Raw genomic sequence first — 20,332 nt, forward strand, 5'->3', positions numbered from 1 at the left:
CATCCTATCTCAGCGGTGATCTGGGACGGCTTGACGCCTCTGGCAAGCATGAGCAAACCCGTTCCTCGCGTACGGACGTCCCGGTGTGGGTGATTCAAGGCCAGTTGTTGCAATGTAATTCGTTCAGGCTCAGAAAGTGTTATCTTCTATTTCATAAGAACAGGTGGAAAATCGGGTTATCGGGTTATTGATTATAACAGTAATGCAGATAATTTATCTTATTAACTTATTAAAAATAAATAAAGTTCAAACAGAAATATCCGATTTTTTTATCATCGACATCTATGAGAAATTTTCCATAATTACCATCTTGATTCCAAACTTTTATAGAGTTATAAGCAGGTATTATAGGCAGTTAAATTGGCTTGTAATACCCAGTATAAAGGTGTGTATTAAATAAAACTGCGTTATAGTTCATAGCAAATGTGGCAATTACGGGTCACTAATGACCAAACATGTTCCTTCGCTGTGAGCGAATGGAAGTTTTTTAGCGCTTGATAAATATGGGTGATGTTTCTCCTAGAAAATAAGGTAAAAAATGAGAAACATTATCCCAATGGGATAATTGTTTCCCATTAGGAAGCCAGCCATCAGGCTGACCTGATATCGCGATATAATATGTGAAGAGTTCCTTAATCGCCTTAGCGATCCCCATTTTCAAAGAGTAAATGGATTTACCCAGAGTATTTACTGTCTGCCTTTTCAGGTGTGGCAGATAATATAGTCACCCGAAAGCGATTATTTCAGACTGCTGAAGCATTGGTAAGTTATAGTGCAACATAAAATCTTTCTTATACTTAAACCAATTAACAATAACGTCAACCTGGTTTTCATATTCCCTCACAATCATAAATTATTTATGCAATTGAAAATCCCTAGCCTTACCGTTGGGCTTTGTGCTACATCTTGAAATTTTCATAATTAGATAATTTAATCCAGATAAAATAAAGAACATTTAACTAATAAAGAAGAAAATAAAATAAGATCACTAATCTTAAATTTGATCTAATATATTTTATATAAATCAATATCTGAGTATGAAAAAAATTTCATAAAAAAAATACACATTAACTGCTTAAGTTGTGGTGTATGATAATTTTTATCAACAAAAAAAATTTTTCCTTTATAAAAAGTTTTCCCAGATAAAATTCGATCAAAAAAGAATCACTTATTGATATTTTTCAATATGTTAAAAAAAAGTCATCAAATTAATTTAAAGTAATTACATACGCATTTATTCCTTTATGTGTAATTTTCAGGTTGGAATATATATGTTGATAATTTGACTTATTTTCAATGAATATGTAAAAAAGTTTTCGCGAACATGTTATCGCTGAATAGACAATACTTATTTAAAATAATATAGATATATTGGAGATTATATGAGTAATTATATCAAATCTGGTGTTCGTCCCGATGCAATGAAATCTGGTGTTCGTCCCGATGCAATGAAATCTGGTGTTCGTCCCGATGCAATGAAATCTGGTGTTCGCCCCGATGCAATGAAATCTGGTGTTCGCCCTGATTCAAATATTTAAAATAGTAGTAGTGTAAGCCAGCAATTATGCTGGCTTATTCTCAAATTTTAATTTTAAAGGTAAAACAATGAAAATTAATTTTCACGAAAAAATTTGGAAAGGATTTGAAGAAAAAACAAATTATGGGAAATCTCCTTTTCTCTTTAAATCAATATTACCTTTGAATGAAGGATTTTCTAATCATGAAACTGTTCAACAAGCATTTTATAATTTGCGTATAAAATCAAATTTACAAAAAACTGATTGTCGCTTACGTATTTATGATGGTGAAAAACGTCGTGATGACCTTGTAGAACAATTATTTTCTGAAGCAATATTACCCAATGAAACAGTTGTAAACTTTATGCAACGTTTAACAGGGAAAGAACGTTTCAGCTTAGTTATTAATAACCTTGAACAATCCAATTCAAAATTAGCTGCTGATTTCGGATTATTTGCGCAATCTTTCTTTGCATATAAAGGTTTTCCTATTGGAGGAATTGAACAAGCAGCATTTTGTGGTAATTATTCAGGGACAGCCTTTGGAATACATGAAGGTTTTGAACATGCCTTTTTGTGCCATTTAGGTCCAGGGATTAAATACTTTTACTGTTGGTCAAGAGAGTTATATTTAGAAATAGCAAATTCACGTGAACCAACATTCTCCGAATCAGAAATTTATGATAAATTAATGGAGAAAGGTACTCTTTATGTCCTTGAACCAGGAGATGTTCTTTATCTGCCAGCATCTGTCTATCATGTTGGTCGTCAAGATGAATATTCTGTATCTATTGCGTTGCCATTCTATACTTATCCATTATCTCGCTTTATGGCTATAAAGATTCTTCCAACTCTTAGCGAGCAATCATTATCGTTTGATCAAGAAGGAATGTCAGAATTAACCCCATTCGATAATAATCAATTTATAACCAAATCACTTGCTAACCTTTTAACAGAAACAATGAGTAAATGGACTCAGCAAGATTTACCTCACTATATGAAATATTATTGGCACAGATTGCGTAGTAATGGTGGCTGGGAATTACCTTCTAGCATAAACGAAAATCCATTAAAGGAACCTGACCAAAAAAACAAATTAACTATTCCAATTAACTCTAAAATATCACTACAGTCACCATTTATTATTAGTTATGAACATGGATTAGATTGTGAAAATAATGAAATTCGCGTATTTATTGCAACAAGAAGCGTAATATTACCTGCAAGTAAAGAAGTTTTAGATATTTTATCAAGCCTTAATAATTATCATACGGTTACAGTACTCTCAGGATTAACTCATAATATATTAGAAAAATTATCTTGTACTGGTGGACTAGCTTAAATTAACTGTGAGGATCAATAAATATGTATAGAAATTTTCCTGCATTGGTAGATGATTACCTAACAAAAAATACTTCTACTGGAAAGTTACTTAATTGCATTATTAGTGAAGGAAAAGAAAAAATTGATGGAAGTGAACTCATCGATAAACACTTTGATCCTATGATTTTAACTCTTTACAATCAAATTAAGGAGCTAGTAAACCCTTTAAATCTTGATGAGTATGAAGCAAAATTATATATAGGCGAGCTTTCTATTTTTGCTCGCTACAATTCTACAATGCTTTTAAGAGCAGCTGATAATGTTCGCGGTTTTTGTCCCGAACTAGCACAAGAATTAACACGTAACTTTTTAGAGGAAGGTGGTGAACGAGGAAAACTGCCAGCACACTACGTTGTTTTTAGTGGAGCATTACTGGCAGATTTAGATTTTCGAATTAATGGTTGGATGCCACGGGTTCCTTCAACACGCACTCTTATTTCTTTAATCGACATACTTACTTGGTCCCATTGCCCTTCAACATTGCTAGGAATGTATTATGCGACTGAAGCTGTTGCAATTTCAGAAACTTTACTTTTGCAAGATATCACCAATCGCTTAGGACAAATTACGGGGCGAGGAACAGGAAATTCGTTACCAAAACTTGACTTTTATTATCGGATGCACTTGGATGAAACACATAGTGCAGCAACTAACAATGTTGCTGTAGAACGTGGGCACCAAGATGGGATTGCCAACTTTATTAGGAATGCGAATTTATTCCACTTTCAGCAACCTCAAATTGTGGATGGCTTTCTTCAGATGCTCACTCCTTTCGTTGATCAATGGGTTGAAATTCATCATTTAATTTTAACAAATCGCTTCAATAATCAGTAACTTTCCTAGGTGAATGAAATGAAAAAAAATGAATACTCTGGTGGTTGTCTCTGCGGACATATTCGATTTGTAGCTACAGGTCAGGCTGGTAATCCGCACACATGTTCCTGTACCATGTGCCAACAACATTCAGGTTCGCTGACCCTATGCTGGGTTGAATTTCCTAAAGATTCAGTGCAGTGGAGTGGACCTGGAGGAGTACCCTCATTATTTCGCTCTTCTAACTATTCTAGCCGCGCATTTTGTTCACAATGTGGAAGTTCTCTGGGGGCCATAGACGATGGCCCTACTATAGGCTTATTGCTTGGTAATTTTGATAGCAAAAGCAAGAAAAATCTTCGTCCTACTGCTCATTCATTTAAATCATCCCGTCCACGTTGGTGGTCGATAATCATCGAACCTTAATAGAGAGAATCAATCAAATGTTGAATTCACCCATCTTGTATAAAGCGGCGTTAATTCGCCGCATACGTACGTTCCTTGATTCCAAAAACTTTATTGAAATTATGACGCCGGTCATGCGTCGTTACGCTGGTGATGATTCCCGCCCACGACTCTCTCTTCACAATGGAAGCTGGTTAAGAGAATCTTCTGCGTTTGCTCTTCGTTTTAATATTCAATTCCATGACAGTATCTACGAGATAGGTCCTAGCTTTAGACCCGACGTAGTAGATAATACACATTTGCCAGAATTTATAATGCTTGATTTATATAAAAAAGACTCCACTCTTGATGAAATGCTTCAGCTTGCCAAATTAATAATAGAAATGTTTTATAAAGGGACGATTAGTGTATTTTCATTTGCAGAGCATCTTAATCAACAATTTTCTATTGATTTTTATAAAGACCCTAAAGCTTCCTCAAAACTCATTAATTGTTTAAGAAAAATATACTGTGATACAGTCAGCCCACCTTTAACTTTAGTTGATCGTTATATTGTTGAAAATATTGAACCATTATCTCAACGATGTTGCATGATAGTAACAGATTTCCCTTTACTTACTGAAATACGTGCAAAAAAAAGAACAGAAACAACAGGAGTTGTGGAACGTTTTGAAATTTTGATAGATGGAATAGAGATTGTTCATGGTTATACCGACGAAGATAATGTAGAGCTTTTTGAAAGTCAGGCTAGAGAGCTTAATATGTTTGGAGATGAAGATTCAGTAATATGCTCAATGATAAAAGATAATAAATTATCTTCGTCTAGTTCTGGGTTTGCAATTGGCATAGAAAGATTATGTCAAGTAGCTCAAGGAGAAAAACAAATATCCATATATTCACCTTCACGCCCGTTTTCTCCTTTTTAATTTATAGTTAACGAAATGCTTATCGGATAAAATTATGGTAACACTCAATGAATGGTTAATTATGGCCTTTTATATAGCTTTAATTTTAATTACTCCAGGCCCAACAAATACATTGTTACTATCAGCCGGATTACAGAGAGGATTAAATAAATCATTCCATTTTGTTTTTGCAGAAGCAATAGGGTATATACTAGCTATTTCAATATGGGGTTTTTTTTTGTTATCTCTAGCAAAAATATTCCCTTCTATATATCAGATTGCTAAGTTATTATCTTCTATTTATGTATTGTGGTTAGCTTTTAAGTTATGGATGCTAAGTTTAAAAATGGATTACTTAACATCACATGACTCTAGCTTAGTAAAGCCCCTTTCAGGAAAAAACACAAACTTCGTTGATATAACAATAGCAACGCTATTGAATCCTAAGTCGATATTATTCGTAAGTACCATTATTCCGATAAGCGCATTTAACTCTGTAAATGTATTTTTATCTTCAATTATTATTTTTTTGATGATTTTAATACCGATAGGATCATTATGGATATTTTTAGGAAATATAATTAATTCTAATAAATACTTGCGTAAGTATATTGGAGTTTTTCTGCGAATGGCATCTACTATACTCATTTTATTTTCCTTTTTGCTGGTTTATTCAGGTATAGCAAAAGCCGAAAACTCATTAACGTTATACAATTGGCAGAGTTATACTAGCCCAGAGTTACTTAAAAAGTTTAAAAAAGAATATAATATAGATATTTTATTACTGGAGTACAAATCAAATGAGGAAGCGTTGGATGGTATTCAAAATGGGAAACTTGATGCAGACATTGTTGTTGTTTCTGATAATTTTTTACCTCATTGGATAACAGCGGGTCTATTAAAACCTATTAATGTTAATTCATTGAGTAATTTCAAAAATATCGCCCATTCTTGGCAAAGATCTTCTTCTGATATTAAGAGAAACTATGGTATTCCTTGGTCTTGGGGTATTGTTGGTATTGCCGTACATACTGATACTTTTAATGGTGATGCCAATACATGGAAAATTATATTAGAGCCTCCAAAAGAACTATCTGGAACTATTAATGTAGGTTCAGATATGAATGAACTAATTTATGCAGCTATTCGTTATCATGGTGGGAAAATATGTGATTCACACCCTGAATTATTAGAAAAAGTTAGAAATACTTTACTTGAAGCAAAAAAACATTGGGCAGCAATGGATTATGGTAGTGTGTATATGATGGCTTCAGGGAAGTTTAAAGCGAGTATAGACTGGAATGGTGCAGCAATGCGCCAACGTAAAATTAACCCTCATATTCAGTTTAGTTTCCCTCGTGAGGGAACATTGATCTTTCGTGATAATCTAGTCATCCTCAAAAAATCAAAAAACTATGAAAGCGCCAAATTATTTTTGAATTTCATTATGCAACCTGAAAATGCAGCCCTAAATTCTGCTTTTCATGGATATGATAGTGCAATAGAAGGAGCTAATACTTATTTACCTTCATGGATGCAAAATGCGCCTGAGCTTAACATTCCTGAGCAAGTCTTAAGAAATTCAGATTATTCAATTGATTGTCCTTTTTTTGCCCGTGAAAAATATATTGATATTTGGCAACAACTCTTAGAAAGATAATGATTTCTCATGATAATTTTTTCTAAAATAAAAAATTTACCTCCAAACAAATAATAAAATTAAAGGCGTTACCGAAGGTAACGCCTCGAGCAATTGTGCCAATTCTGCGAGGTTAGAATGAAACTCCGAGGCCATTCAACAAATCCGGCATGTTTTTCACGGAGTTGGATATGCCTTGAAAATCTACTGTGTCGAAGCAGTAATTTTCTGAACTATCGGGGTCAGAGCGCTTTTTAGTGCAGTTACTGTACATATACGTTACGAAAAAAGAGCTTTAAATGCATTTCTTTTTTTCTCCCTATCTGATTGCAATTTATAACCTTTCGCCTTACTTGGCGTATCCAAAGCAACGATACCAATACACTCACACTCAGGGTAACGCTGACAGCTCCAAAAACGCTCTTTCTTGCTCTCTCGCAATACCATTTTACCCTGACATTTCGGGCAAAAAGGCATTGTAGGTAAACCCAGTTTCAGTGTTATATTTTGTGCCATTCTCTAACAAATGGAGAATCCAAGCTTCCTATTTTGGCATAAATGTAGCCAAGGGCATTAGGGAAAAGATAATATCTTTACACCATGAAACGGTTTATAGATTGATTTATAAGGATAAAGTTAATGGTGGTGATTTATGGCAGCATCTCAGGATGGCTAAAAAACCGTATCGAAAACGCTATGGAAGTGATGAGCGCAGAGGAAAAATAAAAAATAGAATCAGTATTGATAATCGTCCCAAAATTGTTGATAAAAAACAGCGTATTGGTGATTGGGAAGGTGATACTATCGTTGGAAAAGATCATAAAAGTGCATTATTAACATTAGTTGAACGAAAATCGCTATTTATTCTCATTATTAAACTTGAAGATAAAACAGCGGAAGGTGTTGCAAAAGCGGCGACAAGGAATTTAGCACATATAAAACAAAAGATTAAAACTATCACTGTTGGTAACGGATTGGAATTTGCCGAACACGAACTTATCAGTAAAAATTTAGAGACAAAGATTTATTTTGCCCACCCTTATTCACCTTGGGAAAGAGGAATAAATGAGAACACCAATGGATTAATCAGAGATTACTTCCCAAAAGGGACCGATTTTAATCAGGTATCAGAGCGAGAGATAAATCTCGTCGCCAATCGATTAAATAAACGTCCTAGGAAGACACGAGGTTACAAAACACCGAATGAGTTATTTAAAGGAATATCCACTCGTTTACTTCGTTCATAACGGTGTTGCGCTTATTATGTGAATGCAAGTTTTATTGAATGAACTGTTTCTAATTAAATTTATTAAGAAGAGGGGGTGATTTTAAGATAAAAATTTATAGGTGTTACTATTATTAAAAGATAACTTCCTCTCAGAATTTATCTTTATATGAAAAAAACAATAATCTGGCATATAATTACGTCAGTATGTTATTATTGGAGTTTATCATCATATATTATCACTATATTATCTATTAGAAAATATAGTTATCTTTAACTCCTAAATCCAAGGTCATCATCATCTTCATTTCCCATAATTTTTCTTGTTAGCTCATAACAACACCTTATCTTTTTTTCGCTCACTGAAAATCGGGAAAAAACCTCGAACTCAATAATGGAACCATCCATTTTATTCGCCTTAATCATATGATGTGTATGAACATTTTCACCATGTTCAGCAATAGATAAAATAGTTACGTTTAAGTCAGTTAAAGACTTTCTTAATAGCTTTATATGAGAAATGAAATCATTAAAGGATATTTTTTTACCGTTTACTACTTGAAAATAATCCTTTGAGAAAAAAACGCCAATACTTGAGATTTCCAAATCATCATTTTCAAGTATATATTTCAAAGCATTTACTACAATATTAGAACAGGACACTGTATACCCCCATGAAAAAACAGCATACGATGTTATAGATTATAGTAGCTCAAATCTAAAATGCTCGCCGCAGGCTTTGGCTGAGGTACCGCAGCGGAGCGAGGAACGAACAGCCAAAGTGAGGAAGCGGAATTTCACCAATTGCTAAGTAGTTACTACCGATCATTTTCATCAATATTTCCATCTGGGTAATGATAACCGCCTAGATCGTAATATCCGTGTTTCAAAGGTTCTACATCAGGCGTTTTAGTTACTTTTGTAACCTGCGTCACCTGACTCTCAACCCAACCATCCTGCAATCGTGTTTTTACCATATCACCAGTTTTTACCTGCTTAACCTGTTTCAGCAACTTTCCATCAGGTGTTTCACTAATGCTGTAACCACGGCTTAATGTTGCCAATGGGCTTACGGCTTCCATCCGTGAACAGGAAATGGCAAACTTTTCCCGACAACGTCCTAACTGCCGCTCAATGGCCTGTTGCAAACGAAAATCAAGTTGCTGGATCGATTGATTATAATGGCGGATTTTCCGTTCGGGATTGGTTTGTAACAGTCTCTGGTTCAACTTCTCATATGAAATTGAATTTTGCTTCAGGCAACGTAATAAACTATCAATCAGCTTTTGGCGCAATTCAGCCAAATGATTTTGTTGCCGCGCCAGGCGCAAATCAGGGCGCTGTTGTTGAAGCCGATGGGACAATATATTAAACACGCGTTGTTTTTGGGCAAAGAAATAATCCATCGCCATTTCAAGGCGTTGTTGTAAGGATTGAACCTGCCTCAGTAACTCTATCTGATTGCGGCTAACCAGTTCTGCTGCCGCAGAAGGTGTAGGGGCGCGTAAATCAGCAACAAAATCTGCAATTGTCACATCCGTTTCGTGCCCGACAGCGCTAACAATCGGAATACGACTTTGGAATATCGCACGTGCAACTTGCTCATCATTGAAGCACCATAAATCTTCCAGTGACCCTCCGCCCCGTCCGACAATCAGAACATCACATTCTTGTCGCGCATTTGCCAGTTCGATTGCGCGAATAATCTGTAATGGCGCTTCGGCTCCCTGAACTGCGGTGGGATAAATAACAATGGGCAAGGAAGGATCACGCCGTTTCAGTATATTCAGAATATCGTGCAATGCAGCGCCACTTGCCGAGGTGATGACACCGAGTCGCTTTGCTGGTGAGGGCAGGTTTTTTTTATGGGTTTGATCAAATAGGCCTTCTGCGGTGAGCTTTTGCTTCAACATTTCAAACTGTTGTTGTAGCAACCCATCTCCGGCAGGCTGAATACTCTCGACAATCAGTTGATAGTCGCCCCGGGGTTCGTATAGTGTGATTTGTGCCCGTACCAACACTTGCTGACCATTTTGTGGACGAAATGTTGCCCTTAGATTGCTGCTTCGAAACATAGCGGCACGGATTTGTGCTCGTTCATCTTTTAATGTGAAATACCAATGTCCTGACGATGGCTGAGAAAAATTGGATATTTCGGCAGTTAGCCAAATTCTGCCCATTTCCAGCTCCAATAGCTGACGAACTGTCTGATTCAGACGGCTAACAGAAAAAATTCCGGTATTGGTTGGTAGTGACATGTGAGCTAGATCAAATTTTAAAACAAGGACTTAATTAAGTGATATTAATCTCCTTACCTGACTAATCAAGAATTTTTTTCAAAAAATGCTGGAGGCAACCGATTTCGGCCTGTATAATGCCGCGGCAATATTTTATCCCTCTTATTGCTCCATAGCCTGGTGAGATATTGCCCATGTTACGAATTAAAAAAGAAGCATTAACTTTTGACGATGTTTTGTTGGTTCCTGCCCATTCTACAGTCCTGCCAAACACAGCAGATCTGTCCACTCAATTAACTTCTACCATTCGCCTGAACGTTCCTATGCTTTCCGCTGCTATGGATACCGTGACGGAATCTTCACTGGCAATTGCACTGGCACAGGAAGGGGGCATTGGCTTCATTCATAAAAATATGTCAATCGAGCGTCAGGCTGAAGAAGTCAGCCGCGTGAAGAAACACGAAAGCGGTGTTGTTACCGATCCTGTTACTGTAACGCCACAAACGACTCTGCGTGAAGTCCATGAATTGACTGAGCGTAATGGTTTCGCCGGTTATCCGGTGGTCACCGAAGAGAATGAATTGGTGGGTATCATTACTGGTCGTGATGTCCGTTTTGTTACCGATTTGGATCAGCCGGTGACTGCGGTGATGACGCCGAAAGCGCGTCTGGTGACAGTAAAAGAAGGCGAAGCCCGTGAAGTTGTTTTGCAGAAAATGCACGAGCAACGTGTTGAGAAAGCGTTGGTTGTTGATGATAACTTCCACCTGCTCGGCATGATTACGGTGAAAGATTTCCAGAAAGCAGAGCGTAAGCCAAACGCATGTAAAGATGAACAAGGTCGTTTGCGTGTTGGCGCTGCGGTTGGCGCAGGTGCCGGCAATGAAGAACGTGTTGATGCGCTGGTCGCGGCGGGTGTAGATGTGCTGCTTATCGACTCTTCTCACGGTCATTCGGAAGGTGTTTTACAACGTATTCGTGAAACCCGCGCTAAATACCCTGATCTACAAATTATCGGCGGTAACGTAGCAACCGGAGAAGGTGCTAAGGCGCTGGTGGAAGCTGGTGTGAATGCGGTTAAGGTAGGTATCGGTCCTGGCTCTATTTGTACGACCCGTATCGTAACGGGTGTGGGTGTTCCTCAAATCACTGCAATTGCAGATGCAGTGGAAGCATTGGAAGGTACTGGTATTCCTGTTATTGCAGACGGTGGTATCCGCTTCTCTGGTGACATCGCTAAAGCAATCGCGGCAGGTGCATCGTGTGTGATGGTAGGTTCAATGCTGGCTGGTACAGAAGAATCTCCGGGTGAAATCGAACTTTATCAAGGCCGTTCATTCAAATCCTACCGTGGTATGGGTTCTTTGGGCGCGATGTCCAAAGGTTCTTCTGACCGTTACTTCCAGACTGATAACGCAGCAGACAAACTTGTGCCGGAAGGTATCGAAGGCCGCGTGGCTTATAAAGGTCTGCTGAAAAGTATCGTGCACCAACAAATGGGTGGCCTGCGTTCCTGTATGGGCCTGACTGGTTGTGCAACCATTAATGAACTGAGAACTAAAGCAGAATTTGTTCGTATCAGTGGTGCAGGTATCCAGGAAAGCCATGTTCATGACGTGACGATTACCAAAGAATCACCAAACTATCGTTTAGGTCTGTAATCTATTTAGGGTGGCCCGTAATCGGGCCACTGACTTTTTAAACTTTTAATTGCCACTTGTTTTTGGAATTCACCTCAAATGACAACTAATATCCATCAGCATCGTATTCTGATCCTTGATTTTGGCTCGCAATACACTCAGCTTATTGCACGCCGCATTCGTGAAATTGGTGTTTATTGTGAACTTTGGACATGGAATGTCACTGAAGAGCAAATCCGCGAATTTAACCCGAATGGTATTATCCTTTCTGGTGGACCGGAGAGTACAACTGAGCACGATAGCCCACGTGCCCCGGAATATGTTTTCAATGCAGGTGTACCCGTATTGGGTATCTGTTATGGCATGCAAACGATGTCCATGCAGTTGGGTGGTCAGGTTTCCAACTCTGATGAGCGTGAATTTGGTTATGCTCAGGTTGAAATTAAGCAGGATTGTGAACTATTCCGCGATATTCAAGATGCACTGAGTGAAGCCGGTAAACCTCTGCTGGATGTATGGATGAGCCATGGCGACAAAGTGACTGCTATTCCGGCTGACTTCACGACCATTGCCAGCACAGATACTTGCCCGTTTGCTATCATGGCTAATGATGAAAAACGTTTTTATGGTGTGCAATTCCACCCAGAAGTAACTCACACTCATCAGGGTTTGAATATCCTGAAACGCTTCGTTCTGGATATCTGTCAATGTGAAGCGCTGTGGACACCGGCTTCCATTATTGACGATATCGTAGAGCGTCTGCGTGCGCAGATTGGTGATGATCAGGTTATTCTGGCCTTGTCTGGCGGTGTGGATTCTTCTGTCACAGCACTGTTACTGAACCGTGCAATTGGTAAGCGCCTGACTTGTGTTTTTGTAGACAACGGCTTGCTGCGCTTGAACGAAGCAGATCAAGTGATGGATATGTTCGCCGGTAAATTTGACCTGAACATCGTTCATGTTAAAGCAGAAGATCGCTTCTTGTCTGCGTTGGCGGGAATTAATGATCCGGAAGCCAAACGTAAAACCATTGGTCACGTCTTTATTGATGTGTTTGATGAAGAAGCTTCGAAACAAACTCAAGTTAAGTGGCTGGCACAGGGCACGATTTACCCGGACGTTATCGAATCTGCGGCATCAGCAACGGGCAATGCCCATGTGATTAAGTCTCACCACAACGTGGGTGGCTTGCCAGAAGATATGAAACTGGGTCTGGTTGAACCATTAAAAGAGCTGTTCAAAGACGAAGTTCGTCGTATCGGTCTGGAATTGGGACTGCCATATGAGATGTTATATCGTCATCCATTCCCGGGCCCGGGCCTTGGTGTTCGCGTATTAGGCGAAGTGAAGAAAGAGTACTGTGACTTACTGCGCCGTGCTGATGCTATTTTTATTGAAGAACTGCATAAAGCTGATCTGTACCATAAAGTGAGTCAGGCATTTACCGTATTCCTGCCAGTCCGTTCTGTAGGCGTTATGGGTGATGGCCGTAAATACGATTGGGTTGTTTCCCTGCGTGCGGTAGAAACCATTGACTTTATGACTGCCCATTGGGCACATTTGCCATATGATTTCTTGGGTCGTGTATCAAACAGGATCATTAATGAAGTCGCTGGTATTTCGCGGGTGGTCTATGATATTAGCGGTAAGCCACCAGCGACGATTGAATGGGAATGATTTAACGTCTCCCCCGAGCCTCACCAAATTATCATGATGTTCTAATTAATGCCCTGATTTCAGGGCTTTTTTGTCTCTGTGTTTCACCAAATTCCCGCATTCGTGTACATTTGTGTTTATGTTGATACTGTCAAATAGTGTCTAAGAAGTTGGTATGTTCCATGATTCGAAATGGCCAGAAGATCCTGATGATCTATTCGTTGGCGAGCGGTGGTATTACGGTGAAGTGGCGTAATAGTTTTGCTGTATTTCTCAATTTCCCTACATTCGCTAACGTAAGTAAGTCATCTATAATTTAATCTCCACCAATGCTAAATAAGGAAGCTTTCATGGCTATGCTGAAAGAGAGACAGCTTATGATTATTCGAGCTATGAATGATCAAAATCGCTTAATGCAACCTATTAGTGAAGAGAAATTACAGTTCCTCGGAGAGACGCTTGGATGGGATCAATTAGCTGACGACATAAACTATTTAATAAAAATTGGGCTGGTTAATCATGATGCAATCCTTTTTGATATTGATGGTGGTTATGATTTTAATCCAGAAGCAATGACGCTTACCTCTGCTGGTGTTGATTACGTTAATACGGACATAATAGGTAATGAAATTAATACGGTTATCATCAATATCCATAAAAATACACTGGAACAGATTGAAACAATAATTAATGCTGCGAACTTGTCTGATACTGAAAAGAAAATCCTTTTACAGTTAGTGAAAGAGAAAGGTGCAGAATTTGTGGTTGGTAAGTGCGTAGAGACCTTATTTACTCATACTGATCTGGCTGTTGCTGTGCTTTCAAAGATAGTAAATCCAAAGATAGTAAAAAGAACTTTTTGATTCTCGTTGATAAGCCGGAACTCCCGGCTTAAACCCTCACAACCTTTTCTATAAATTAATTATTTTGGCATTCATCACTAACTCTTAGAATATGATGGAATTTTTATCTGATAGTGGTTCTATAATAAAAAATACAATGTGTCTTCGCATTATATTGGTATGTGATTTTTTTTGCTGCATTTTAACAATAAAGAACAACGTGTAGAAAAGAGTCAGAAAATTATGTTTATGTCTAAGAGAGGGTTATGAGAAGTAGGAAAGTGAAGTTAATTATATTGATGTGGCCTTTTTCATTAAATTGATAAAATAGGTAGTGCAATATTGCGTTGCAAAAAGGAATTAATTATGACTAAACAGCAGCCTATCTCCATTTGGCGATTTCTATCCGACCATGTCCTTGTTCTATTTTAATATTTTTGCTTTGACTGGCCGCAGAGACCTTTTCTGATAAGGCATTTTTCACTGCCCGGTGTAACGCCGCCTGGTTTCCTTTGACCGCCAGAAGATAGTCCCCGCCTTGTTTGACAATACACTCAGCAATTTTAGTCTGACAGCCCATTGCATCAATGGTCACGAGACAACCTTTGATATCCAGCAGCGCAATGAGTTTGGGAATGGCCTTTATTTCATTGGACTTTTTATCTGTTTTTAATTGCCCCATAACGACGCCATTTTGGGTGGCAAATGCACTCACCATATGAATGGCTGACTGTCGATCCTTTCGGTCATAAGAGCCCCGCAACCGTTTTCTATCAATCGCAATGATCTCCCCCGCCAAGTACGTTTACTGACAGCTTGTATCCAACGAATAAAACAGTGTTGGAATTGGAATGGGTCAAGGCGGGATACAATACGGGCAATGGTATCATGAACGGGCAGCCCGGTAAGAAACAACGCCTTTTGTTGAAGCCAATCCAGATGTGTTTCGCCAAAGTCTTCGATATCTTCCCATCCTTCAGCGCCCGCAAGGATGGCACACATCGTCAGGAAAAGAACGTCAAATAAGGGATAACTGATTTTTGCAGACTGCCGTGGGTCGGTTAACTCACCAAAATATTGAGAAAAAGCCTCGACACTCATGAGGGCACTCCCGGAAAAAGGAGTATAAGATCATAACGTTATTTACAGGTCAAATAATTTTAAGTTGATTTAAAAACGTTCGTGATCTTGCCCTGGCAGGACGTTGTGATGCAGACTATCTGAATAAGACGTTTTATGAAACTAAAGAAGTCTTAGAGTGCCAGAGCCGCGGCAAGGAAGAATATTGCAACAGGGTTACATATTACCGTATTAACAATGTATTACCAAAGTATTGCGTTTCCTACATTAACCACGAATGGACTGATTTAAACAGCACCTTGCACTATCAGGGTGCAAGTGAATGGATCAAGAAAAATTCAGTTTCTGGTTGGAACAATCAGGGCGGCAAGTGGATTGACTAGCGTTTGGTTGGTGCAGTGTGCTGCAACACACCGCACCTGCTGATTACAAAATTAATATTAAATTCAAAGAGGTATCAATCATGGAATCAACACTTAAAAATGTAGCACAAAAAACTATTCTGTACTCTCGGAATAAAGGTATTAAATCGGTAACTAATAAGAAATTAAGTGTATTAGTTGTATTAATTTCTTCTGTTTTAGGTTCGGGAAATGTATATGCCGGTAATAATACTATTTTCGGGGATGGTGCTAGAGCGCAGCAAAATAAATCAACGGCTATTGGCTACAATGCTGCGGCAACTGGTAATGCTTCTACTGCATTAGGTGCTGATAGCGTTGCTTCCGGTTGGGAAAGTACAGCATTAGGCGAGAAAGCCAATGCAACAGGGAGCGCATCTACTGCGGTAGGTAATCACGCTCATGCAACTGGGGATGACTCTATCAGTATGGGATTTAACGCTGAAGCCAAAGCCAGTAATTCAATGGCATTTGGTAATAGATCAGTAGCTGACAGAGAAAATACAGTTTCTTTTGGTAACAGTAATAATCAAAAACAAATTGTTAACGTTGCAGACGGTACACAGAAAAATGATGCTGTTAATAAAGGACAAATGGATGTTGTAGACCGAAAAGCAACGGAAGCAAAAAACACAGCTAATCAGGCAAATAATACTGCTAATCAAGCAAATAAAACAGCAAGCAATGCAGTTACAAAAGCTGATACCGCTTTTCAGCGTGCAGAACAAGCTGAAAAAAATGCTAACGCTTATACCAATTCTAAAATTACAGATACAAAGAGTGAATTAAATCAAAATATTAAAAATTCAAAAAAAGAAGCCATTTCAACAAGCAACAGCTATACAGATAGCCGGATTACTGACAATAACGTGATTATCAATAAAAACATTGATAACGCGAAAAATGAAGCGATTACGACCAGTAATAATTACACTGATTTAAAAATCACTGATACCAAAAATGAATTAAATCAAAATATCGATAATTCAAAAAAAGAAGCCATCTCAACAAGCAACGGCTATACAGATAGCCGGATTACTGACAATAACGTGATTATCAATAAAAACATTGATAATGCGAAAAATGAAGCTATTTCATCAAGCAATGATTATACCGATTATTGGTTTAATCAGTTAGACGGTAAAACGGACTCGCGCTTTAAACAAGTGGATAAACGTATCGACCGTTTAGAAAATAAAGTCAATGCGGGATTAGCTGGCGTTACCGCGATTGCATCAATTCCTTATGTTGCCGAAGATAGATTTTCTTTTGGTATGGGAGTTGGTAATTATAAAAACGGTAATGCAATGGCGGCAGGCTTTCAATACAAGCTGTTCACAAATACAAATGTGCGTTTAAATTTTTCATGGGATAACGAAAGTAACTCAGCCGTTGGCGCGGGTTTCGCTGTTGGTTGGTAAAAAATAAAGGCAGGTCTAACCCTGCCTTTTTAATGACCGAAATAGTGTCCTCCCTTTGATCTGTCGGTGACAAGAATACGCCATAAGAGGGTTCTCCTCACGGTACGCGTGACTCAAGAAGGGCCTGACGGCTGGTCTCTTTACTGTCCTGTCCGGGGTATCTGTCAGGAGAAACCCGCGTATTTTCTGACAGAGGCTTTATCCTATGGCTGAAATTCAACAAGGCGTCATCGGTGATGTTGATACCCATAAAGACCTGCACGTTGCAGCGGTCGTTGATCATCATAATGGTGTTGTGGGGAGCGAATTTTTTCCGGCAACCCGAAAGGGATATTGCCAAATGTTATCCTGGATGAAGTCATTTGGGACACTAATCCGGGTAGGTATTGAATGTACGGGGTCATATGGTGCGGGTTTATTACGCTATTTTCAAATGGAAGGTATTGAAGCCCTTGAGGTGACTGCGCCCGATAGAATGGAACGCAGAAAGCGGGGGAAAAGTGACACGATTGATGCTGAATGTGCAGCCCATGCGGCGTTTTCACTCATTCGTACCGTCACACCTAAAACGCGGGACGGTATGGTTGAATCTCTTCGCGTTCTGAAAGTCTGCCGGAAAACAGCCATCGCGGCCCGGCGTGTTGCACTGCAAATGCTTCAGTTCCTTCAGACGCTGCTGCTGTTCTTTGAGTTCAAACAGCAGTTCCTGAAATAGTTCGCGGCTCATTGGGGTCAGGTCATTTTCCGCGTTTTCCAGATGTTCAGGCAAACATTGCTCCACCTTATGAGCGCTTTCCGGGATGGTAATGCCATATTCCAAGCCCAATCCCCGGATCTGATTAATCAGCGCCGTTCTGTTTTTCATTAACCGCTGGCGAACCCGATGCAAACACTGAATATCCTGTTGTGCCTGTGTTTTTTCCGGGACATAACGCATCCCCGGACGACTGTCTGCTTCCACAATAGCTATAGCATCATTTTTGTTGCCCATTCTGAATGGGGCGACATATTGGGGACTGATTTGCTTCACTTCGTGACCAAAGCGTTTAAATTGGCGACTCCAGTGGTTTGCACTGCCACACGCCTCCATCACAATTTTTGAAGGAGGCTGTTGCGTAATGAAAGCGATCAGTTTATTGCGTGAAACCACCGTATTTTTAATCACTTTGCCAAGCGGGGACGCAATATGTACTTGAAACACTCGCTTTGCCAGATCAATTCCGATAACTTGTTCCATTGGACACCTCTTCATATTTTTGCTGATGTATTCAGCATGGCTCACTGAAGCCGTTTTGGGGAGGTGTCCATTTCATTAATCCGGGTTATTAATAGTCTCATTTTTCTATGTGGCTCTCCGTTAACGCTGTTGATGATACTGTTCAGTTTCTATTGGCCCAGATATCGTTGGAAGTCAAAAAGATCAACCGATCCAACTTAAAAAAACAGTTTGCTGAGATATATACGACAGGCATCGATATTCTGGATGAACCCGCATGGCGTTAGCCTGATAAAATTGAGTGTAAAAAGAGTGTGATTCTTTTCACGCTTTACGTTCGAATAGTACAAAACTAAGAAATATTCCTAAATCAACTAAGACCACAGCTCAAGCCAATTTGTTTCTAGTTCCTTAAACTGCCAAGTAATAACAATACCAACGAAAATTTTCGCTTCTTGCGATTTGCCTTTTTTATTTCCACCTGCATCAAAAAAGGCTCTTCTTCTCGTGGTGATCCAAGGATTTCAAATGCTTAAAATTCTAGAACAAATTCGTAAGCCAACACTGGATCTTCCAGTGGAAGTACGCCGCAAAATGTGGTTCAAGCCCTTTATGCAGTCGTATCTGGTGGTTTTTATTGGCTATATGGCCATGTATCTGGTGCGTAAAAACTTTAACATTGCCCAAAATGATATGATCTCGACTTATGGTTTGTCGATGACGCAATTGGGGTTAATCGGGTTAGGGTTTTCTATTACCTATGGGATAGGCAAGACTGTTGTTGCCTACTATGCGGACGGTAAAAACACCAAACAATTCTTGCCATTCATGCTGATTCTGTCTGGCCTTGCCATGTTGGGTTTCAGTATGAGCATGGGTAATTCTGGTGTCAGCATTTTCCTGATGGTGGCATTTTATGCGTTGAGTGGTTTTTTCCAAAGCATCGGAGGACCGGCCAGCTATTCCACGATTACAAAATGGACTCCCCGCAATAAGCGCGGAAGTTATCTTGGTTTGTGGAATATGTCACATAACGTAGGCGGGGCCGGGGCGGCTGGAGTTGCACTCTTTGGTGCCAATTATTTTTTCAATGGTCATGTAATAGGGATGTTTATTTTTCCTTCTATTATTGCACTGATCATTGGCTTTATTGGATTGCGCTATGGTAGCGATTCCCCAGAAAGTTACGGCTTGGGTAAAGTAGAAGAACTATTTGGTGAAACTGTTAGCGAAGAAGATATTGCGGCAGAAGAAAACCAAATGACCAAACGTGAGATCTTTGTTGAATATGTCCTAAAGAATAAGGTGATTTGGTTACTCTGTTTTGCCAATATCTTCCTTTATATCGTGCGTATTGGTATTGACCAATGGTCAACGGTGTATGCGTATCAGGAATTGGGGCAATCAAAAGAAACTGCCATCACGGGTTTCACCATGTTCGAAATAGGCGCGTTGGTCGGTACGCTCATGTGGGGATATCTCTCCGATTTGGCAAATGGTCGTCGTGCTCTGGTTGCTTGCGTCTCGTTAGGTTTAATTATTGTCTGCCTTGAATTCTATCAACATGCAACCAGTGAGTTCATGTATTTGGGTTCTCTGTTTGTACTCGGTTTTCTGGTATTTGGTCCACAATTGTTGATAGGTGTGGCGGCTGTTGGTTTTGTACCGAAAAAAGCGATCAGTGTTGCTGATGGTGTTAAAGGAACGTTTGCTTACTTGATTGGTGACAGTTTTGCCAAACTCGGTTTGGGTATGATTGCTGATGGTGTACCGATCTTTGGATTGACGGGTTGGAAAGGAACGTTTGTTGCCCTGGATGCTTCAGCCTTTGTCTGCCTTAGCCTGCTTGTTTTTGTGGCAATTGCGGAAGAAAGAAAAATCCGAAAAAGTAAGAAAGCGCAGTAATCCATTCTGAAAAAATGTGTCGATGCTGCTGTATTTCTACAGTAGCA

General features: G+C 39.2%; 17 protein-coding genes and 3 pseudogenes. 14 read left to right on the top strand and 6 right to left on the bottom strand.

What is annotated here, in order from left to right; translation table 11 throughout:
* Window positions 1-1,382: 1,382 nt before the first annotated feature.
* From Xenpb_RS11800 to Xenpb_RS11825, 6 genes are all read left to right on the top strand, one after another.
* Entirely contained in the window at window positions 1,383-1,538 is a 156-nt protein-coding gene (locus tag Xenpb_RS11800; RefSeq protein ID WP_187654506.1) for a hypothetical protein, read from the top strand.
* A gap of 67 nt (window positions 1,539-1,605) precedes the next feature.
* Window positions 1,606-2,859 carry a cupin domain-containing protein gene (locus tag Xenpb_RS11805; protein ID WP_187654507.1) on the top strand — a complete coding sequence of 418 codons (1,254 nt, stop codon included), beginning with the start codon at window positions 1,606-1,608 and terminating at the stop codon, window positions 2,857-2,859.
* Window positions 2,860-2,882: 23 nt separating this feature from the next.
* Window positions 2,883-3,734 (top strand): DUF3865 domain-containing protein, encoded by an 852-nt coding sequence (locus Xenpb_RS11810; RefSeq protein ID WP_187654508.1) that lies wholly within the window; start codon window positions 2,883-2,885, stop codon window positions 3,732-3,734.
* Window positions 3,735-3,752: 18 nt separating this feature from the next.
* Complete coding sequence (locus Xenpb_RS11815) at window positions 3,753-4,139, top strand: GFA family protein (RefSeq protein WP_187654509.1); 387 nt, start codon at window positions 3,753-3,755, stop codon at window positions 4,137-4,139.
* A gap of 17 nt (window positions 4,140-4,156) precedes the next feature.
* On the top strand, window positions 4,157-5,044 hold the full coding sequence (locus tag Xenpb_RS11820; protein WP_187654510.1) for an amino acid--tRNA ligase-related protein: 888 nt from the start codon (window positions 4,157-4,159) through the stop codon (window positions 5,042-5,044).
* A gap of 34 nt (window positions 5,045-5,078) precedes the next feature.
* Entirely contained in the window at window positions 5,079-6,683 is a 1,605-nt protein-coding gene (locus tag Xenpb_RS11825; protein WP_187654511.1) for an extracellular solute-binding protein, read from the top strand.
* 258 nt (window positions 6,684-6,941) lie between these two features.
* Here the strand turns inward: Xenpb_RS11825 and Xenpb_RS11830 are convergent, their stop codons facing one another.
* Window positions 6,942-7,178, bottom strand: coding sequence for a topoisomerase DNA-binding C4 zinc finger domain-containing protein (locus Xenpb_RS11830; protein ID WP_255523125.1), 237 nt, complete (start codon window positions 7,176-7,178; stop codon window positions 6,942-6,944).
* Between the two features lie 44 nt (window positions 7,179-7,222).
* Between Xenpb_RS11830 and Xenpb_RS11835 the strand changes: the two are divergent.
* Window positions 7,223-7,909 (top strand): annotated as a pseudogene (locus Xenpb_RS11835) (IS30 family transposase); the annotation flags it as partial.
* A 251-nt stretch (window positions 7,910-8,160) separates the two neighbouring features.
* On the opposite strand, the gene Xenpb_RS11840 reads toward Xenpb_RS11835, so the two are convergent.
* Entirely contained in the window at window positions 8,161-8,550 is a 390-nt protein-coding gene (locus Xenpb_RS11840) for a nuclear transport factor 2 family protein (protein ID WP_187654512.1), read from the bottom strand.
* A 155-nt stretch (window positions 8,551-8,705) separates the two neighbouring features.
* On the bottom strand, window positions 8,706-10,145 hold the full coding sequence (xseA, locus tag Xenpb_RS11845; RefSeq protein WP_187654513.1) for an exodeoxyribonuclease VII large subunit: 1,440 nt from the start codon (window positions 10,143-10,145) through the stop codon (window positions 8,706-8,708).
* 173 nt (window positions 10,146-10,318) lie between these two features.
* Between xseA and guaB the strand changes: the two genes are divergently transcribed.
* The 3 genes from guaB to Xenpb_RS11860 all read left to right on the top strand — a co-directional run bounded on the left by guaB (window position 10,319) and on the right by Xenpb_RS11860 (window position 14,283).
* Entirely contained in the window at window positions 10,319-11,785 is a 1,467-nt protein-coding gene (guaB, locus tag Xenpb_RS11850; protein ID WP_187654514.1) for an IMP dehydrogenase, read from the top strand.
* 78 nt (window positions 11,786-11,863) lie between these two features.
* Window positions 11,864-13,441, top strand: a complete 1,578-nt coding sequence (gene guaA, locus Xenpb_RS11855; protein ID WP_187654515.1) for a glutamine-hydrolyzing GMP synthase — start codon at window positions 11,864-11,866, stop codon at window positions 13,439-13,441.
* Between the two features lie 329 nt (window positions 13,442-13,770).
* A complete protein-coding gene (locus Xenpb_RS11860) occupies window positions 13,771-14,283 on the top strand; it encodes a hypothetical protein (RefSeq protein WP_187654516.1) in 513 nt (170 codons plus the stop codon).
* A gap of 379 nt (window positions 14,284-14,662) precedes the next feature.
* On the opposite strand, the pseudogene Xenpb_RS11865 reads toward Xenpb_RS11860, so the two are convergent.
* A pseudogene (locus tag Xenpb_RS11865) lies at window positions 14,663-15,363 on the bottom strand (ISAs1 family transposase); the annotation flags it as partial.
* 92 nt (window positions 15,364-15,455) lie between these two features.
* Here Xenpb_RS11865 and Xenpb_RS11870 point away from each other — a divergent pair.
* Together Xenpb_RS11870 and Xenpb_RS11875 are read left to right on the top strand one after the other, a co-directional pair.
* Entirely contained in the window at window positions 15,456-15,725 is a 270-nt protein-coding gene (locus tag Xenpb_RS11870; protein WP_187654593.1) for a TrbM/KikA/MpfK family conjugal transfer protein, read from the top strand.
* A gap of 80 nt (window positions 15,726-15,805) precedes the next feature.
* Window positions 15,806-17,164 (top strand): YadA-like family protein, encoded by a 1,359-nt coding sequence (locus Xenpb_RS11875; RefSeq protein ID WP_187654517.1) that lies wholly within the window; start codon window positions 15,806-15,808, stop codon window positions 17,162-17,164.
* A 97-nt stretch (window positions 17,165-17,261) separates the two neighbouring features.
* Here Xenpb_RS11875 and Xenpb_RS11880 read toward each other — a convergent pair whose 3' ends face one another.
* Entirely contained in the window at window positions 17,262-17,414 is a 153-nt protein-coding gene (locus Xenpb_RS11880; RefSeq protein WP_187654600.1) for a hypothetical protein, read from the bottom strand.
* Between Xenpb_RS11880 and Xenpb_RS11885 the strand changes: the two are divergent.
* Window positions 17,370-17,822 (top strand): annotated as a pseudogene (locus Xenpb_RS11885) (transposase); the annotation flags it as partial. The gene Xenpb_RS11880 and the pseudogene Xenpb_RS11885 overlap by 45 nt on opposite strands.
* On the opposite strand, the gene Xenpb_RS11890 reads toward Xenpb_RS11885, so the two are convergent.
* A complete protein-coding gene (locus tag Xenpb_RS11890) occupies window positions 17,706-18,416 on the bottom strand; it encodes an IS110 family transposase (RefSeq protein ID WP_368666821.1) in 711 nt (236 codons plus the stop codon). The pseudogene Xenpb_RS11885 and the gene Xenpb_RS11890 sit on opposite strands and share 117 nt — an antisense overlap.
* Before the next feature lie 492 nt (window positions 18,417-18,908).
* Here Xenpb_RS11890 and uhpT point away from each other — a divergent pair, with 492 nt between their 5' ends.
* Entirely contained in the window at window positions 18,909-20,285 is a 1,377-nt protein-coding gene (gene uhpT / locus Xenpb_RS11895; protein WP_187654518.1) for a hexose-6-phosphate:phosphate antiporter, read from the top strand.
* Window positions 20,286-20,332: the final 47 nt, after the last annotated feature.

Origin of the sequence: Xenorhabdus sp. PB62.4, assembly GCF_014467285.1 — a bacterium.
Taxonomy (GTDB): Bacteria; Pseudomonadota; Gammaproteobacteria; order Enterobacterales; family Enterobacteriaceae; genus Xenorhabdus.

Coding starts and splice junctions, on each gene's coding strand:
- Xenpb_RS11800 (WP_187654506.1), top strand. CDS start 1,383: ATGAGTAATTATATCAAATCTGGTGTTCGTCCCGATGCAATGAAATCT.
- Xenpb_RS11805 (WP_187654507.1), top strand. CDS start 1,606: ATGAAAATTAATTTTCACGAAAAAATTTGGAAAGGATTTGAAGAAAAA.
- Xenpb_RS11810 (WP_187654508.1), top strand. CDS start 2,883: ATGTATAGAAATTTTCCTGCATTGGTAGATGATTACCTAACAAAAAAT.
- Xenpb_RS11815 (WP_187654509.1), top strand. CDS start 3,753: ATGAAAAAAAATGAATACTCTGGTGGTTGTCTCTGCGGACATATTCGA.
- Xenpb_RS11820 (WP_187654510.1), top strand. CDS start 4,157: ATGTTGAATTCACCCATCTTGTATAAAGCGGCGTTAATTCGCCGCATA.
- Xenpb_RS11825 (WP_187654511.1), top strand. CDS start 5,079: ATGGTAACACTCAATGAATGGTTAATTATGGCCTTTTATATAGCTTTA.
- Xenpb_RS11830 (WP_255523125.1), bottom strand. CDS start 7,178: ATGGCACAAAATATAACACTGAAACTGGGTTTACCTACAATGCCTTTT.
- xseA (WP_187654513.1), bottom strand. CDS start 10,145: ATGTCACTACCAACCAATACCGGAATTTTTTCTGTTAGCCGTCTGAAT.
- guaB (WP_187654514.1), top strand. CDS start 10,319: ATGTTACGAATTAAAAAAGAAGCATTAACTTTTGACGATGTTTTGTTG.
- guaA (WP_187654515.1), top strand. CDS start 11,864: ATGACAACTAATATCCATCAGCATCGTATTCTGATCCTTGATTTTGGC.
- Xenpb_RS11860 (WP_187654516.1), top strand. CDS start 13,771: ATGGCTATGCTGAAAGAGAGACAGCTTATGATTATTCGAGCTATGAAT.
- Xenpb_RS11875 (WP_187654517.1), top strand. CDS start 15,806: ATGGAATCAACACTTAAAAATGTAGCACAAAAAACTATTCTGTACTCT.
- Xenpb_RS11880 (WP_187654600.1), bottom strand. CDS start 17,414: ATGGGTATCAACATCACCGATGACGCCTTGTTGAATTTCAGCCATAGG.
- Xenpb_RS11890 (WP_368666821.1), bottom strand. CDS start 18,416: ATGAAGAGGTGTCCAATGGAACAAGTTATCGGAATTGATCTGGCAAAG.
- uhpT (WP_187654518.1), top strand. CDS start 18,909: ATGCTTAAAATTCTAGAACAAATTCGTAAGCCAACACTGGATCTTCCA.